Below are 16,473 nucleotides of genomic sequence, written 5' to 3'. Positions count from 1 at the left end.
TAATCAGCAACGAAACTTTAAAAACACCCCTGGAGCAAGATGATTTAAAAATTAAACAAGTGTCGTTAATTAAGTCATTTTGATATAATGTAAAATAGTAAAAAGTGCGTGAATTGATTCCAAACGATGAGGTGGTCATGAAAAGCAAAATAGAATATGTCAATCATCAGTACACGGATGAACATTGGGCCATTGCCTACAGGCGTGCGGGTACGTCGATTGCTAACGTGGCTTACCGCAGTCGTTCGGGCGATTTGTATCATTACTCCATTATTCTTAACCCTGGCGATTGCCGGGGATATCGCACTATCATTCGTTATCTGAACAAAGAGGGCGAGTCGCTTGCTTCCGCGCTTAATCGGCCGTATACGGCGGTTGAGGAAAAAGGGTTAAACGAAGTGGCATCCATGATGATGCAGATTTATAAAAAGCAGGATTTAATCCCGCAGACATCCCTTCTTGGTAATAATGCCCATACGTTTGATAAGACTACGGGCATAACCATGATTGGAACGGAAGAGGAGCCCGGCATGCTCCATTTGCATATGTTTGGCAGGGGAAACCCGAATCACGAGTACATTCCGGGTGTACGTCTTCGTGGGCCTGAAGCCGGGCTGATGTTTGATCTCATTGCAAAATCCGAAGCCTCTCCCTACAATCAGCATGCCGTAAAATGGAATGCCGTAGAGCTTGTAACCGCACTGGATACGTTTCAGGGAATGTTGTCTGATTACGTCAATTCATCGGAATTCAACAACGATTTCGGTGATACCTTGCAAGTAACCATTCACGATAAAAAAGATCATGATATTATCAGCACAAGTCGAGACGGATTTTTCCGGAAAAATGGCGCTGAACCGCAGGAAAGCGGTCGAACAGGGGAGGTATTATCATCAGATGGCGCATACACGGAATCAGGGATACGCAAGTGATGTCAGATTCCAGAGATTGCGGCAGTGCGTAGTGTATGTAAATCAGGATCAGGACAAGCCGGTTTTTCTTGCTTGCTAGCTTAACGACCATGTCTGAAAATAAAACGTTTACCAATATTACTATTGAAACACTGGTGCTCGTTGCCGTATGGGAGCGACCTTTTGTTTTTCAGGGGTGTTTCAAAATAACCCGGACAGGTGCTATTCACAGCGTTTTATTATTTTTCCGTTGTGAGTGTCTGACGCCCGACCAGTCGGATACGATAAACCCTGATTTTTCACCCCATGATTACCGGTTTACCCACCTTTATAACGCGACACATCCCGTTCGACCTGATCCTGCGATTCAATCCGTGAACCATGCGTTGTATCTGTTAAAGTACGCACTGCATGCAACCTTGACCGAAATGCACAAAAGCCAGACACAACGTTTTATGTCTATAGATGCCGTGGCCATGCAGGCCATGATTAGGCGCGTTGAACCCATATTAAAGGGCGAGGTCAAATGGACGGGGGCGGAAGAAGAACTTGGATTTGCGGCATCCATGGATTTCAGTCCGCAAGAGGTCATGGGAGAGATGGCGGCCAATACACTGCTTAAATGCTTCAATCATCCGGATAATGGTTTGCCGGGCACGCATTAGACACGGTTTCCCGCAGTCTGACTTGATTGTTATTTTAATTCAATGACTTTTAATTTCATTTGTTTTAAGTTAAAGATGGTATCAGACGTTGATGGTTGGACAGGGTTACCATTCCAATATGAATATCGACAGATAAGAAACGCTCCGGATAAGGCCAGGAATGATCCGACTCTATTGGTGGATAAGTGTTGTTTTATTTTTTGTCATGACGCAGGGCGTGCATGCCGAAAACACCTTGCGTTTTGCCCGGGCTCTGGATTGGGCGTTTCAAAACAACCCGGAGTTACAGGCTCAAATTCAAAAGGCGAATGACATAAAAGGCCGATTTGTCCAGAATAGCCAGTTTTTAAATCCTTCCATCCGGTTAGAAGGGGAGAATATCGGCGGCTCGGGGTCTTTCAAAGGGTTTGAGTCGGCGGAAACGACACTATCCGTTACCCAGCCGATACCTTTGGGGGGAAAATGGCATACCCTCCGGCAGGCCAGTTATGCTCAATACCAGGCCATGATCATATCGATACAGCGAAAAAAAGCGGAACTTTATATAGCGGTTGGAGAGGCTTATATTGATGTGCTATATGCGGACAAATGGCATCGTGTGACAAAGAAATTGACTCGCCTGAATGAGAATATCGTAGAGGATATTACCCGAAGAAAAAACGCGGGCGCCAGCGCGGAACTTGATTTGAAACTCGCGCAAATCGCGCTGGGAGAAGCCCGAATTCAGCAAAGCAGGGCGTGCAGGGCGATTAAAAAAAAGAAAGCTTTTCTGGAGCGGTTGATTGGCAAGGGTCATGCCGATGGCAAAATACTGGAAGATAAAGGACTGCCTCATTATGGAATGTCCTGGACGGAGATAACCGACTCCATAGGGAACAATGTGTTTGTTGCCGAAAAAAAAGCGCAGTTAAGCGCAAAACGGGCAGCCATTACGGCTGTTAAAAAAGACGTCTGGCCGACTTTACAGTTCCAGTTGGGTGGCAGGCATTTTGCGGACGATAATGAAAACGCTCTGGTTATCGCCACCTCGTCTTCCTTGCCCGTGTTTGATCGCAATCAGGGAAAAATACTGTCGTCTGAAGCACAATATACTCAAACCCTGCAAGAGTTAAGAGCCTTGCAGCTTGAGTTAAGGCAAAAGCTCACCGCATCCTTTCTTGATATGCGTCAAAATCTGGAAGAATCACAGCGGGTTAAAAAAGAATTACTGCCCTTGGCGAAAAAAGCGGCTGCTCTCGCCCAGAAAGGCTATCAACAGGGATTGTATACCTATATCGATTTGTCCAATGCGATGCGTGTGTTGTTTGAAGAGGAAAGACATTATCAAAGTTCTCACGCAAGGCTTGATAAGGCGATGATCCGGATTACGGGCTATTTGCGAAAAGAATAGTGAAAAAGGAATGATTATGTGGCAAACAAGGCTGTGTCTACTATTAGTTATCCTGCTCCCCTGTACGGTTTTGGGCGTCGAAGGAAACCATCATGAAAACCATGTCCTTATTTTAAGCGCGAAGACTATAAAAAAATATAACATCAAAACGGAGCAAGCCGGGAAACAGGAAATTCAAATGACCAGGGATGTTCTTGGTAAAATTGTGCCCGATGCGAACAAGACCATCTTTATCTATCCCAGGTATAGCGGGATTATTAAAAAACTCACCAAATTTCTTGGCGATAAGGTTAAAAAAGGCGAATTGCTGGCTGAGATTGAAAGCAATCAGACGCTGCAAACGTATGCAATCCATGCCCCTTTTTCCGGTTATATCATTAAGAAGGAAGCGAATGTGGGGGAGTTTGTAAAAACGGGTAGTCCCGTTTATCAGTTAGCGAATTTGTCTTTTGTCTGGGTTCATTTGTTTATTTATCGTAAAAACGTGGATCTGATTAAAAAAGGACAGAAAATAATTATTTACAATGAAAAAGTACCTGAAAAAAAGATGGCTACTGTTATTGATTATGTTTCACCACTAGGTGTCGAGCATAACCAAACCATGCTGGCTCGCGCGACTTTACCCAATGATATTGATAAACTGATCTGGATCCCGGGTTTATACGTTGATGCGCGTGTGGTGGTCGCCAGTAAAACAGTACCCGTGGCGGTCAGGAAAACCGCAGTGCAGACGCTAGGCGGTAAAAAGGTTGTTTTTATAAAAACGGCAGGAGGTTTTGTGCCGAGAGCCTGCCAGTTTGGGATAGAGGGCCGCGATTATATAGAAGTCTTGCAGGGGATAAAGGCCGGCCAGGATTATGTTGTCCAAAACAGCTTCATACTGAAGGCGGAAATGGAAAAGGAAAGCGTGGGAGACGACCATTAGAGGGAGCTTATGCTAAAGGCAATATTGCGGTTCTCTGTTCATCAGCGCTGGCTGGTTCTGCTGGCGACTATAGCGGTTGCCTGTCTAGGTGTTTATAACTTTACCCGCCTGCCTATTGATGCGGTACCTGATATCACGAATGTTCAGGTGCAAATCAATACGGAGGCTCCAGGTTATACCCCTCTTGAGGTCGAGCAGCGCATTACCTATCCCATTGAAATCATTATGGGCGGACTGCCGAAAATCGATTACACCCGTTCACTGTCCCGTTACGGGCTATCGCAGGTCACGGTGGTATTCAAGGAAGGAACCGATATTTATTTTGCCAGGCAATTAATTTCCGAACGTCTGCGAGCCGTAAAAAATAAAATACCGCAAAATGTAACCCCATTAATGGGGCCAATATCCACCGGACTTGGTGAAATTTATATGTATAAATTAACCACCAGCAATCCTCAAAAATACACGCCCCTGAAACTTCGTACGATTCAGGACTGGCTTATCAAGCCACGTCTTAGAAATGTGCCCGGGGTCGCCGAGGTCAATGCCATAGGAGGGTACATCAAACAATATCAGGTGTCTCCCAATTTAAAACAGTTGATACGGTTTGGTTTGACCTTGGATGATATTGAATCGGCCTTGAAGAAAAATAACGATAATGTCGGTGCCGGATACATTGAAAAGAATGGTCAGCAATATCTGATGCGCTCCCCCGGACAGTTAAAAACAGTTCGGGATATAGAAAATGTGGTTGTCGTAACCAGAGACGGGGTTCCCGTTCGTATTTCCGATGTTGCTGAAGTCATGATTGGCCATGAATTACGGCAGGGGGCGGGGCTTGCAAACGGCTATGAAACGGTGATCGGTACGGTGGCCATGTATATGGGAGAAAACAGCCGTATTGTGGCCGAGGATACCCATGATCGGTTAAAGGAAATTAACAAAATACTGCCAAAAGAGGTCAAAGCTGTCCCGGTATATAATCGCATGAATCTGGTGGATGCCACCATTAATACGGTAAAAAATAACCTGTTGGAAGGCGCGTTACTGGTTATCATTGTACTCTTTCTGTTTTTGGGTAATTTCAGGGCGGCTTTGATTACCGCCTTTGTTATTCCCTTATCCATGCTTATGACCGTCACGGGAATGGTGGAGCGAGGCATTAGCGCGAATCTGATGAGTCTGGGCGCACTGGATTTTGGGCTCATTGTAGACGGGGGTATTATCATTGTTGAAAATTGTGTCAAGAAACTAGCGCACCGGCAATCCTTGTTGAAACGAAAATTACTGCGGCATGAACGTCTGGAAACGGTTTTGGCCGGAGCGGTCGAAGTCGTAAAACCCAGTCTTTTCGGGGTAATCATTATAACCATGGTGTATATTCCAGTTCTCACGTTAACCGGTGTGGAAGGCAAGATGTTTAAACCTATGGCGCAAACGGTTATTCTGGCGCTGCTTTCCTCTATTCTGCTATCACTTACCTTTGTGCCCGCGGCAACGGCCGTTTTTTTATCCGGCCCAATCACCGAGCGTCCTAACAGCCTTATGCGATTTTTCCGGAAAATCTATAAGCCGTTACTCATTTTTTCCTTTAAAAAACGGCGCTGGGTCGCATTATTTTCGATAAGTCTGGTTGTATTCAGTGTCTTGCTGGCCGTTAATATGGGGGGGGAGTTTATTCCCGGACTTGATGAAGGCGATGTTGCCTTGCATGCCATCCGTATTCCTTCCACCAGTTTGTCGCAGTCGGTTGTTATGCAAAAACGGGTAGAAGAGGTTATTGATAAATTTCCCGAAGTGGCGGAGGTGTTTTCCAAAATAGGTACGTCGGAAGTGGCTACTGATCCCATGCCCCCGAATGTCGCAGATACCTTTGTTATTCTAAAACCAAGAGCGGACTGGCCTTCCCCGGCAAAATCAAAAAACAGTCTGATTGGTGAAATAAAGAAAGCTCTGGCCGCAGAACCCGGCAATACTTATGAATTCACGCAACCTATTCAGATGCGTTTTAACGAACTTGTTTCCGGGGTGCGTGCGGACGTGGCCATTAAAATTTACGGGGATGACATAGCGCATTTATCGCGTATCGCAAAACAGGTGTTTCAGGTTATAACCCAGATCCCTGGATCAGAGGATATGCGAATAGAGCAAGTCACGGGATTACCGACCATAACGATAGAGATTAACCGGCGATTACTCGCGTTATACGGCTTGAATATGTCTGATGTGCAAAACGCCATAGAAACAGGGACAAGCGGTCATGTGACCGGATTGGTATACAAGGGAGACAAACGCTTTGAGTTGGTCGTCAGGCTTAAGGAAAGTCAACGTCAGGACAAACGGATATTGTCTGAAATTTTTATTAAACTGCCGCCGAAAGGAGACGGGATAAATCATTTTCTCCCTTTAAGTGAAGTGGCTTCCCTGCATGAAAATATCGGGCCGAATCAAATTAGCCGTGAAAACGGCAAGCGCCGTATATTTGTGACGGCCAATGTGCGGGGACGGGATTTAAGCTCTTTTGTTGATGACGCAAAAAATCGCATTGAGGGTAATATTGCCTTGCCCTCCGGTTATTGGATAGAGTATGGCGGGCAATTTGAGCAATTAGAGTCTGCCGTTAACCGGTTGTTGTTTATTGTGCCCTTGACCTTGCTGGCAGTATTTGTTTTGTTGTTTATGGTTTTACAAAATAAATACGATGCCTTAATCGTATTCAGCGGCATACCGCTGGCCTTGACCGGCGGTGTGTTTTCATTATGGCTTCGGGATATGCCGCTTTCCATATCAGCCGGAGTCGGCTTTATAGCGCTTTCAGGCATAGCCGTCCTGAATGGACTCGTGATGATCACATTTATCACCAATCTTGGAAAAAAAACGAATCATCTGATGTATGCCATTGTACGAGGGGCAATGGCCAGGCTAAGGCCGGTACTGATGACTGCGTTGGTCGCCTCTCTGGGCTTTGTTCCTATGGCACTGTCCACCGGAACAGGTGCGGAGGTGCAACGACCCCTGGCGACGGTGGTTATCGGAGGTATTTTATCCTCCACCTTTTTGACCCTGCTGGTGTTACCGGGACTTTATTATTGGGCGCATAGATCCTTGAAACCTTCATTACCGCGACCTATATAAACGGATTTTCCCGACGTCTGCGAAGAACATGACGTCGTTTATTTCATTTTTAAATTGCTATACACTCTAGGTTCTGTGAACAAATTTTTTTCCGAAAATAATAATTTCCTGTAGCCCGTCATGAAGGCTTCGCTGTAATGCGGGATAACGTTCATAATTGGCACACCAAACCCGCAATACGGCCATAGGCCTCTTTACGGGCTACTGCCTTTTCGCAAAAATGGTGCGAAGAAAAATTGGTTCACAGAACCTATAATATTCAATGCGATACGTGTTTTTTTAGTTTAATTATTAAGATATGGAAAGAGATTATTTTGATAACACGTAAACAACTCAGCGAACGATTTCAAGCGGTTAGAAAAACTACCGAAGAGATTTGTCATCCTCTAATTACCGAGGATTATGTCATTCAGAGTTGTGAGGATGTCAGTCCTCCAAAGTGGCATCTGGCACACACCTCGTGGTTTTTTGAAACCTTTGTTTTAAGCGACAAGCCGTGTGGCTACAAAGAATTTGATCCCCATTTCAATTATTTGTTTAACTCCTATTATCAGACTATTGGCAGCCCTTATCCGAGGCCCCGTAGAGGTTTGCTGTCCAGACCGTCAGCCGAAACGGTGTATGCCTATCGCCGGAGCGTTGATGAAGGGGTTTTAAATCTTCTGATCCGGGCGACGGAGGAGGAATTTGTGGCTATTGCGCCGATCATTGAGGTTGGCCTGCAGCATGAACAGCAGCATCAAGAGCTTTTGTTCATGGACATCAAACATAATCTTTCCATTCAACCGGATTTACCCGTTTACCGATCCTTGTCTTCCTCCCGGAGTGTGTGTACAGGCGGTGGTAGTAGCGAACCATCCATAGCCATGGAGGGTGGTTTAACCACGATTGGTTATTTTGGTGACGGTTTCTGTTTTGATAACGAGAGGCCGCAACATCAGGCGTTTATCAACCCCTATGCCATAGCGCCAAAGCTGGTGACGAACGGGGATTATCTGCAATTTATCGAGCAGGGCGGCTATTCCCAGCCGCAATGGTGGCTGGCCGATGGTTGGGATGCCATACAACGTTTCGGCTGGCAGTCTCCGCTTTACTGGAGCAGGCAGAACGATCGGTGGCATGTCTTTACCCTGTCCGGGCTGAAAGAACTGGATCCTTGTGAGCCGGTCAGCCATGTGAGCTACTATGAGGCTGATGCCTATGCACGATGGCGCGGGTATCGCTTACCTACCGAGGAAGAATGGGAATATTTTGTCTTGCGAAGCGGCCTCATTTGTAATGAAGGTCATTTCATGGAGTCCGGACTCTTTCATCCGCAGGCTTGTGACAAGGCGGCTGACGGTGTCGCACAGCAATTTTTCGGTGATTTATGGGAATGGACGGCAAGTGCTTACCTGCCTTATCCTGGTTACAAGCCATTACCCGGCAGCCTGGGCGAATATAACGGGAAATTTATGAATAACCAAATGGTGTTGCGGGGAGGATGTTGCGTGACGCCCCGTGATCACATTCGCCCCACCTACCGTAATTTTTATCAGCCGGAGAAACGGTGGTCATTTTGTGGTATTAGACTGGCTGTCACTATGTAAGGAAACAACTTATGGGCGCAACGATTCAGATCATTGATGATCGGTTTGAGGAGGAGGGCGACAGAGACTTCCTGCGCGATATTAATCATGGCTTGTCGATGCCGACCAAGCGAATTCCGTCAAAATATTTTTATGACGCCAACGGTTCGAAGTTGTTTAACGAGATCACCCGTCATCCGGATTATTATTTGACCAATTGCGAGTTGGACATTTTAACTCGTTACAAACAGGAAATTGCCGGTTTTCTTACCAAAGAGACATGCAACCTTATTGAATTAGGGCCAGGAGAGGGTATTAAAACCAGTCTGTTGCTTGATGAATTCATGACACGGAATTTGCGCTTTACCTACTATCCGGTGGATATATCCCGGCAATATCTGATTGATCTTGAAAAAAAAATTGCAAAACAGTGGCCCCGGCTTGATATCACGGGTCTTAAGGCAGATTATTTGCACGGTATTCAGTGGCTTACCCGCCATTCCTCACACAAAAATCTGGTTCTTTTTCTGGGTTCGAGCATTGGTAATTATGATTTTGCCGCCGCCAATCAATTTCTCCGTAATCTTTGGCAATCCCTTAATCATGGTGATTATCTGTTGATTGGTTTTGATTTGCGCAAGGATATCCATGTCCTGACTCGGGCATATAATGATAGTGACGGGATTACCCGTCAGTTTAATCTGAATTTATTACGGCGTATGAACACCGAACTGGATGCCAATTTTATTATTGATCAATTTGAACATTATGGTGTTTACAATGTTCATTCCGGGGCAATGGAAAGTTATTTGCTGAGTCGCTGCGAACAGGATGTTGTTATCGGAAAGTTAAATCGAACCTTTCATTTCCACCTGCTGGAGCCCATTCATGTGGAGTATTCGTTTAAATACCTGCCGACTCAAATTACACAGCTGGCCCATGATAATGGTTTTCAGCGTCTTCAAAATTTTACCGACAGTAAAAACTACTTTATCGATTCATTGTGGCAGGTTGATAAAAGCAATACGATTTAGGTCATGTGGCGTGTTGACGATAACATTTTTATAACAAAGGCAATGATACCGGGAGGTAGCGAACGTGGAACAGTTGATTATTTTTGTAATAAGTAATTTTACATTGACTTTTTTTGTTTTAAGCCTGCTGTTTGCCGGAGTTTCATTGGCTTTTAAGCCCAGGCCATTGCAGAAGGCCACGGTTATTGACATTCTGTTTTCCTATTACCTGTTGTTTAACATTGGTATCAGTTCCTTCTATAACTTCGTCATGCACGTGTTTTTCGGGGAGATGGCCGCTCAGTTTATCGGCTGGTCGCAAAGCCCGTTTCAGCTGGAAGTCGGTTTCGCAAGCCTGGGGTTTGCCGTCGTCGGCGTCATCAGTTTCTTTGGCGGGCTTGGATTTCGAGCGGCAACGGTTATTGCGCCGGCCATGTTTTTATGGGGAGCAGCCGGCGGACATATCTATCAAATGATTGTGGCCCATAATTTTGCTCCCGGTAACGCTGGCGTTATTTTCTGGTCCGACATCTTCCTGCCGATTATCGGTTTCGCGTTACTGTGGTTGCAATATCGCAATCCTGAGCGCGGCAGGAGAGGATAATCCTGCCGGGTTCTGTGAACCTAAGGTTTGTATTGACCGGCAGGTTGATGCTCAACCTCGCTTGCAGCTTGATCGATATCATGGAGCAATTTTTCTCTGGTTTGCGCAACAAAAAGTTCGCCGTCTCTATGATGAACCTCATAATGCTGGGCCTTTAACGTGTCACCTAACTGCTTAAGTTTACTGGCGTCTTCTTCATTGGATCGGATGGCGGCAAAGATTTCGCTATTTGTGCTGATTGGGACGCGCACCTGAAATGGTGGTCTTGGACTGTTGCTGGTGGCGAATGATCGTGCAAAAAAATTGCTGCTGTTTCGTGTTGTTGCCAATCTTTTAAACATGGGTATTCCTTTCTTTAAAAACAGGGCTTGTCGAGATGAGTGACGGTATATTTTAAGACATTATTTTACATAAAGCAAACAAATTGTTCAAATTATGATTTTCTTGGGGGTGTATTGAAACGAAAAAATGGTGGGTTATTTTCAGGCTCGGTGAATCCGGAATAGAAAAAAGGGAGACATCGCTCTCCCTGTAAATAAAACGGTACGCCCGGCGCTAAATTTTAGTTTTTGGACCGCTTTCTTCCTGTTCGGGGCTGATTTCCTCTTTCCCGGTGTCAACGCCTTCTTTCTTTTGCTCTGTATCCTCTACCACCTCAATAGAGTGGTATGTTGTGGAAGGCTTGTGTTGATGTTGTCTCATTTCTTGCAGGATTGAGTAGTAGATATCCTGTTCTTGACCGCTCATTGACAATATTTCAAGGTTAACTTCCATGTTAAGAGCTACTACTTCAGTAACGATCTCGGAGATTTCCTGCTCTGATATCCGCCCCATGCCGGGTATGGGACTTCCGGTTCTGTCAATAGTGCTTAAATTTAAAAATGCCATGGTGGCTTCTTGCGATTTTCTCACAATTTCCCTGGGAGTTTCAGGATTGTGTACGTCAATAAAAAATGGATTCGTTGCTATTTCCACTCGCCGGCCGACTCTTCTGATGGCGCCTGCGATAAGAAAGGACGGAACATCCTGAAGGGTGATTTCATTCTCGTGGGTGTGGATACTTGGGGTACCATCAGGGTCGTATACGATAGGGCCGCTGCTGACGCTTTGGTGATATTTATGAGTGTCGGGTAATATAGTCGGATCCACCAGAACAATACTGGAATTACCACTTACCAGCGTCATCAGGTGGTATAACGTGTATTCATCAGAATACGATAGCCCGAAGCCAATGTGTTCAGACGATTCGGGTTGGTGATGCCCACGGTAATTTTTCGCAGTTTGTTCCATATCAACCGTGCCATTTTCTTTATCATACGAAACCAACTGCGCCTGACCCTGCAGCCCCAGCGGTACTATTTGATTCGGGCTTTTCAGCCATTTTCTTCTTTGTCTGTCAAATTCCACGTCACGCATGGTTCGTGCTACCAAGCTACTGGTTCTTAATGTTTTCAGTTTGACTACGACGTTATTTTTGTCAAGCTTTGATCCGCCTATCGATATGGGAGTATATCCTTTTGAAAGAACCCTTGACTCCGTTGACCTCGTTGACCACATGGCGGAATTTATATTTATAAGTTTGTCCCATTGAGACCCACTACCTTTGCCGAAAAAACGAGATTTTCTCATAATCAATAAACCGGAATGTATAATATGTAGCTATATTATAGCACTTTGTCTATTATTTGATCTTCGTGAATTGAGTACACCTCTGGGTGTGGGCATTCGGTTTTACGCGCTTTTCATCCGGATATTTACGGGATTGCCTATAAATAGACCGGATTGGATAAAATAAGCAAACTACGCCCGTTTACAGAAGAGCTCCTGGTTGACGAAAGGAAGTATTATACGTTCTAATAATGGATGGACTCAGGAAACATCAATATGTCCGTTTGATGAGTACCTCCGGATAAAATCATTCCGGGAATGACCTGAAATGGATTACCGATATGGTTGTTGTTTCTGATGACAGCGTGTTGTTTTCGCCAGGGTTATCGTGTTTGAAAGCGATAAGGTTGCCTGCTAGAAAAAATCATCACGTCTTGCTTATAGTGGTGTGTGCCTTATTTCTGACGCCATTGTTTGCAAAAACCAATCCGAAGGCAATTGCGCCGGATGCACCTCCCGAGACCGGTAATTATTCCCTGCCCACGGCGCAGCAGCCCGGGCCTTTTTATTCGTTTGGCCAGGATATTGTTGACAAGGGTAATACCCAGATATTTCTGCAGCCTTCTTATCAGCAATTGGCCAACGAGCAATATCCCAATATCACCGCCGCATTGAATTATGGGATAAGCGACTCATTGGCGGTATTAGTTTATCTACCGGTCGCGGTTAATTATATTGAGGACTTTCGACATTCCTCGGGGATAGGGGATACGGGATTTCAGGCGGAGTACGCTTTCTATAACGCTTCCAACCGGCTCTATACGGCACAGGCCACTGTACTTGTGGCGGCAAAGGCGCCCACGGGTTCGGCTCGCAAAGATCCCGCAACCGGTTATGGCACGCCCAGTTATTTTATTGGCGGTACTTTCAATCGTATGTATGTGGACTGGTATTGGTTCGTTTCTCCTGGAGGCACCTGGATCGCACCGTATCAAAACATTCATCGAGGTTCCCAATATTATTATCAATTTGGATTGGGTCGAAACATTGCGAGCGCAACCAACAAATATATTCTGTTTGGTTTACTGGAAGTGGATGGCGAATACGATAAAAAAGATAAAATTGCCGGTCAATATGATCCGGATTCCGGCGGCAATATTGTGTATATGACGCCGTCACTTTCCTATTCGACCAAACAGTTCATAGTGCAATTAGGTGTTTCATTGCCCCTGCTGCAACAATTAAATGGCGTACAGGATAAAATACAATATCTTTCGGCAATGAATATCATCTGGACGTTTTATTAGAGGCTGTCGTTATGAGGTTATCTGTGCTTAGGCTCCGTAAGCCCTTACACCAATTAGTACTGTTTCCATTTAATTTTGACAGGTTAACTGTCATTCCCGCGAAGGCGGGAAACCATTCCTGATGTGGCTCAGTGCTTGATTCAGTATGGATCCCCGCCTTCGCGGGGATGACAAAAAGACAAACATTCTGTGCAAGCCAACCTGTCAATACGAAATGGAAATGGTATTAGTTTGTTTCTGATTTATCTCTTGTCTTCAATGAATCATCCGTTATAAGCAAATTATTGGCACGAAACGTATAATAAGACCAAAACCAGTTTAAAATAACACTTAAACGATTTCGAGAGCCAACCAGGAAAAAGACATGGATCCCGCCCCAAAACCACCAGGCCAGTTCTCCGCTGATTTTAAAACTATTAAACTCAGCAACGGCGGCTTTACGACCAACAGTAGCAAGGCTACCCAAGTGAACGTATTTGAACGGTTTGTTTTTTGATTGATTATTATAAATCCTTTTAGAAATGACTTTGGCTACATAAACACCGCATTGTTTTGCGGCAGGAGCAATGCCAGGTACTGGCTTACCTTTCCAGGCATTTGAGGCGGCAGTATCGCCTATAACAAAAATATTTGCGTAATTAGCTACGGTCAGATCGTCATTCACTATAACACGACCCGCTGGATCAGCGTCTACTTGAAGCCATTTTGCAGCCGGAGAAGCAGCAACCCCCGCCGCCCAGAAAACCGATTTTGAATAAATTCTTTCATTATTAATAATGACGCCATCACCATCAATTTGCTCGACCATACTATTCACTAATACTGTAACACCCAGACTTTCTAAAAAGCTGTGAGCTTTTGCCGAGATTTTTTCTGAAAAAGTGGGCAAAATGCGGGGTGCCGCCTGAACCAGGATAATATTTGCTGACGATGGGTCAAAGTGACGAAATTCCTTTACGAACCCAAATCGTGCAAGTTCCGCTATTGCCCCGGCAAGCTCAACACCAGTAGGTCCTGCTCCCACAATGATGAAATTTAACAATTGCTTGTGTTCTTCATCACTTTGCGCAAGCTCGGCTAGTTCAAACGTTCTGATTATGCGGCTACGTACGGAGGTACCATCATTAATTGTTTTTAACCCTGGCGCATAAGGAGCCCAATTATCCTTACCAAAATAGCTATGGGTTGATCCTGTTGCTATCACCAGATAATCATAGGGAATGGTAAAATTATCAGCTATAACGAGTCGCTCCTCTTTATTAATATCTGTAACATCTCCCAATAATATTTCTGCATTAAATTGCTCTATAAATATGGATCGAATCGAAATGGCAATATCAGCTGGCGAGAGACTTCCAGTAGCAATCTGGTATAAAAATGGTTGGAAAAGATGATAATTATGTCTGTCAATTAAAGTGATTTTGACTGGCATATGACGTAATGCCTTGGCGCAAGCAATACCCCCAAACCCGGCACCAATAATAACTACGCGTGGTAAGTTGTCCAGGCTAAATGCCGGTTTGCCAGAAAGCTGCGGATAATGTTTTTTCAAAGCATTAAAAATCACATGATCCAATGATATGAATCCCGGACCTGAAACAAATAAAATGGCCATCACCATCACCCAGTATAAATCAAACCCCGTTACTTCTGGAGTAAAACTAAAAAGAACAACTATTAATCCCAGAATTGCAACAAAGCGGGTAGCAAAGCCAACTCCCAAAAAAAGGGCAATAAATAATGAAAAATGGCTAAAAACGATTGATGCTGAACTTAAAGGTAGCCACGACGTAAGAGATTGTAGCTTATCAGGAGAAATTATTTCGACGTTTTGATTGGCCAGCAACAATGAAATCATTAACCAGATACGTAAAAGAAATAAAAACAAACTTGAAAAAAAACCCCTTGCTTTATCTACAAAGGTTACAATCGCCATTGCAAATGGCAAAGGACTTCTGCTAAATCCATGCTCAAACAAATTATCAAGAGAAAGGGGACCTGGCCCTCTCAACACATAGCCCAACATTAATGTGATCCAGAGCAAATTAAGATCTATGGGTTGATAATAAATTTGGGTCATAGCCGCGAATACTGCAATAATCGCTGCCCCACATCGGGTAAACAAGCCAAAAAGAAGGGAAATACCGCCAATAAATTGTGCCAATATTCCTAACAGCGCCTCCCATTCAGGAGATAACCATGGAACCGGGTATTCATTTTGGGCTAAATAAACCGCAGTATCCCATTGGTTAGTTAAAAGAATCGCTGAGACTAATACTTGCTGCGCTATCCATATTCGAAATGCCAAATCAATTACAGGCCATCCAATCCGGCCAAGAAAGTCAATAGTATCGGTAAAGGTGTCAAAAAACCTCGCTATGTTTCTTGAGAACGTACTGATTTTCTGAGTTGCCGATATATGATTTACTTGCTGCATATAAGAATCCCTTTCAAAAAAATTTTAAAAAAATCCCTTTGTTTCAAATAACTTCGGATTTAATTATAGCCACAAATTTAAAATTATATTGCGGACCATTTTTTTAACCTGAAGTTACAGGTATTCATCAAGATCGATAGTTGTCATTTTCCCAAGGTGCTTAAAATTTACCTTCCTAGTACCATTTCCATTTAGTTTTGACAGGTTGGCTTGCACAGAATGTTTGTCTTTTTGTCATCCCCGCGAAGGCGGGGATCCATACTGAATCAAGCACTGAGCCACATCAGGAATGGTTTCCCGCCTTCGCGGGAATGACAGTTAACCTGTCAAAATTAAATGGAAACAGTACTACTTAAGGATGCCTGATAAATACCCAGTGCGGGTTTAATTTACCAGTCACTAGAAGATTGCATGGATAGAGCAGTTCGGTGGGAAATCAAAAATCTGTGCTTAGATCCGATTCAAAAAAAATCAGGGGTATTGCCCAATATTGGAGGAAAATAATGTGGCGTAACTCTTTTTCCCATCTTTTCAATTAATTCAAAGATGTAGGTTCAATTTATATCCTGTGACAAATTGAAAAATGATACTATACTAATGACGTTGTTATTAAATAACATATGGATTAATCATATAATAAAGGACAGGCATTATGAATAATATTTCTAAAATAACAATGGCTGCTGTTATGGCCGCCGGGCTTTCAATTGCTACCGTACCAGCCAGTGCCGAAACTACAAATGATATGGAAAAATGTCAGGGTGTGGCTAAAGCGGGCAAAAATGATTGTGGTACCGCTCAACACGCTTGTGCTGGCCAATCCAAGACAGACGCCTCAGAAAAAGACTGGATTTACCTGCCCAAAGGTACTTGCGATAAACTTGTTAACGGGACGGTTAAAAGCTAAATA

13 protein-coding genes are annotated in these 16,473 nt (G+C 44.2%); 10 read left to right on the top strand and 3 right to left on the bottom strand.

The features are described from left to right. Nucleotides 1–137 precede the first annotated feature (137 nt). The 8 genes from CKW05_RS08490 (at nucleotide 138) to CKW05_RS08455 (ending at nucleotide 10,211) form a co-directional block, all read left to right on the top strand. On the top strand, nucleotides 138–932 hold the full coding sequence (locus tag CKW05_RS08490) for a hypothetical protein (protein WP_058484246.1): 795 nt from the start codon (nucleotides 138–140) through the stop codon (nucleotides 930–932). Between the two features lie 89 nt (nucleotides 933–1,021). Then, nucleotides 1,022–1,576 carry a hypothetical protein gene (locus CKW05_RS08485; protein WP_058484247.1) on the top strand — a complete coding sequence of 185 codons (555 nt, stop codon included), beginning with the start codon at nucleotides 1,022–1,024 and terminating at the stop codon, nucleotides 1,574–1,576. Nucleotides 1,577–1,736: 160 nt separating this feature from the next. Continuing rightward, a complete protein-coding gene (locus CKW05_RS08480) occupies nucleotides 1,737–2,966 on the top strand; it encodes a TolC family protein (protein WP_058484248.1) in 1,230 nt (409 codons plus the stop codon). Between the two features lie 16 nt (nucleotides 2,967–2,982). Next, the gene (locus tag CKW05_RS08475) at nucleotides 2,983–3,891 is read left to right on the top strand and encodes an efflux RND transporter periplasmic adaptor subunit (RefSeq protein WP_058484249.1); all 909 of its coding nucleotides are present in this window, start codon (nucleotides 2,983–2,985) and stop codon (nucleotides 3,889–3,891) included. A gap of 9 nt (nucleotides 3,892–3,900) precedes the next feature. After that, nucleotides 3,901–7,026, top strand: a complete 3,126-nt coding sequence (locus tag CKW05_RS08470) for an efflux RND transporter permease subunit (RefSeq protein ID WP_058484250.1) — start codon at nucleotides 3,901–3,903, stop codon at nucleotides 7,024–7,026. A 314-nt stretch (nucleotides 7,027–7,340) separates the two neighbouring features. Next, nucleotides 7,341–8,615 (top strand): ergothioneine biosynthesis protein EgtB, encoded by a 1,275-nt coding sequence (egtB, locus tag CKW05_RS08465; RefSeq protein WP_197697337.1) that lies wholly within the window; start codon nucleotides 7,341–7,343, stop codon nucleotides 8,613–8,615. Nucleotides 8,616–8,626: 11 nt separating this feature from the next. After that, a complete protein-coding gene (egtD, locus tag CKW05_RS08460; RefSeq protein ID WP_058484251.1) occupies nucleotides 8,627–9,628 on the top strand; it encodes an L-histidine N(alpha)-methyltransferase in 1,002 nt (333 codons plus the stop codon). Between the two features lie 64 nt (nucleotides 9,629–9,692). Then, on the top strand, nucleotides 9,693–10,211 hold the full coding sequence (locus CKW05_RS08455) for a DUF6790 family protein (RefSeq protein ID WP_058484252.1): 519 nt from the start codon (nucleotides 9,693–9,695) through the stop codon (nucleotides 10,209–10,211). 20 nt (nucleotides 10,212–10,231) lie between these two features. Here CKW05_RS08455 and CKW05_RS08450 read toward each other — a convergent pair whose 3' ends face one another. Both CKW05_RS08450 and CKW05_RS08445 read right to left on the bottom strand, forming a co-directional pair. Continuing rightward, the gene (locus CKW05_RS08450; protein ID WP_058484253.1) at nucleotides 10,232–10,552 is read right to left on the bottom strand and encodes a hypothetical protein; all 321 of its coding nucleotides are present in this window, start codon (nucleotides 10,550–10,552) and stop codon (nucleotides 10,232–10,234) included. 214 nt (nucleotides 10,553–10,766) lie between these two features. Continuing rightward, nucleotides 10,767–11,627 (bottom strand): hypothetical protein, encoded by an 861-nt coding sequence (locus tag CKW05_RS08445; RefSeq protein ID WP_133141141.1) that lies wholly within the window; start codon nucleotides 11,625–11,627, stop codon nucleotides 10,767–10,769. A gap of 533 nt (nucleotides 11,628–12,160) precedes the next feature. Here CKW05_RS08445 and CKW05_RS08440 point away from each other — a divergent pair. Then, on the top strand, nucleotides 12,161–13,126 hold the full coding sequence (locus tag CKW05_RS08440) for a hypothetical protein (RefSeq protein ID WP_231950418.1): 966 nt from the start codon (nucleotides 12,161–12,163) through the stop codon (nucleotides 13,124–13,126). A 226-nt stretch (nucleotides 13,127–13,352) separates the two neighbouring features. Here CKW05_RS08440 and CKW05_RS08435 read toward each other — a convergent pair whose 3' ends face one another. Then, nucleotides 13,353–15,563: an FAD-dependent oxidoreductase gene (locus CKW05_RS08435; protein WP_058484255.1), complete on the bottom strand. Its 2,211-nt coding sequence runs from the start codon at nucleotides 15,561–15,563 to the stop codon at nucleotides 13,353–13,355. Between the two features lie 652 nt (nucleotides 15,564–16,215). On the opposite strand from CKW05_RS08435, the gene CKW05_RS08430 reads away from it, so the two are divergent. Beyond that, on the top strand, nucleotides 16,216–16,470 hold the full coding sequence (locus CKW05_RS08430) for a BufA1 family periplasmic bufferin-type metallophore (RefSeq protein ID WP_058484256.1): 255 nt from the start codon (nucleotides 16,216–16,218) through the stop codon (nucleotides 16,468–16,470). The last annotated feature ends 3 nt before the right edge of the window (nucleotides 16,471–16,473 follow it).

The organism is Legionella spiritensis (assembly GCF_900186965.1).
Classification (GTDB): Bacteria; Pseudomonadota; Gammaproteobacteria; order Legionellales; family Legionellaceae; genus Legionella_C; species Legionella_C spiritensis.
The sequence above is the reverse complement of the archived record's forward strand: the minus strand, read 5'-3'. Positions and strand labels throughout refer to the sequence as shown.

Bases quoted from the DNA above. Each gene is read 5' to 3' on its own strand.
- CKW05_RS08445 (WP_133141141.1), bottom strand. From the start codon at position 11,627: ATGCGTGACGTGGAATTTGACAGACAAAGAAGAAAATGGCTGAAAAGC.
- egtD (WP_058484251.1), top strand. From the start codon at position 8,627: ATGGGCGCAACGATTCAGATCATTGATGATCGGTTTGAGGAGGAGGGC.
- CKW05_RS08475 (WP_058484249.1), top strand. From the start codon at position 2,983: ATGTGGCAAACAAGGCTGTGTCTACTATTAGTTATCCTGCTCCCCTGT.
- CKW05_RS08450 (WP_058484253.1), bottom strand. From the start codon at position 10,552: ATGTTTAAAAGATTGGCAACAACACGAAACAGCAGCAATTTTTTTGCA.
- CKW05_RS08480 (WP_058484248.1), top strand. From the start codon at position 1,737: ATGATCCGACTCTATTGGTGGATAAGTGTTGTTTTATTTTTTGTCATG.
- CKW05_RS08435 (WP_058484255.1), bottom strand. From the start codon at position 15,563: ATGCAGCAAGTAAATCATATATCGGCAACTCAGAAAATCAGTACGTTC.
- CKW05_RS08490 (WP_058484246.1), top strand. From the start codon at position 138: ATGAAAAGCAAAATAGAATATGTCAATCATCAGTACACGGATGAACAT.
- CKW05_RS08470 (WP_058484250.1), top strand. From the start codon at position 3,901: ATGCTAAAGGCAATATTGCGGTTCTCTGTTCATCAGCGCTGGCTGGTT.
- CKW05_RS08440 (WP_231950418.1), top strand. From the start codon at position 12,161: ATGGTTGTTGTTTCTGATGACAGCGTGTTGTTTTCGCCAGGGTTATCG.
- CKW05_RS08430 (WP_058484256.1), top strand. From the start codon at position 16,216: ATGAATAATATTTCTAAAATAACAATGGCTGCTGTTATGGCCGCCGGG.
- CKW05_RS08485 (WP_058484247.1), top strand. From the start codon at position 1,022: ATGTCTGAAAATAAAACGTTTACCAATATTACTATTGAAACACTGGTG.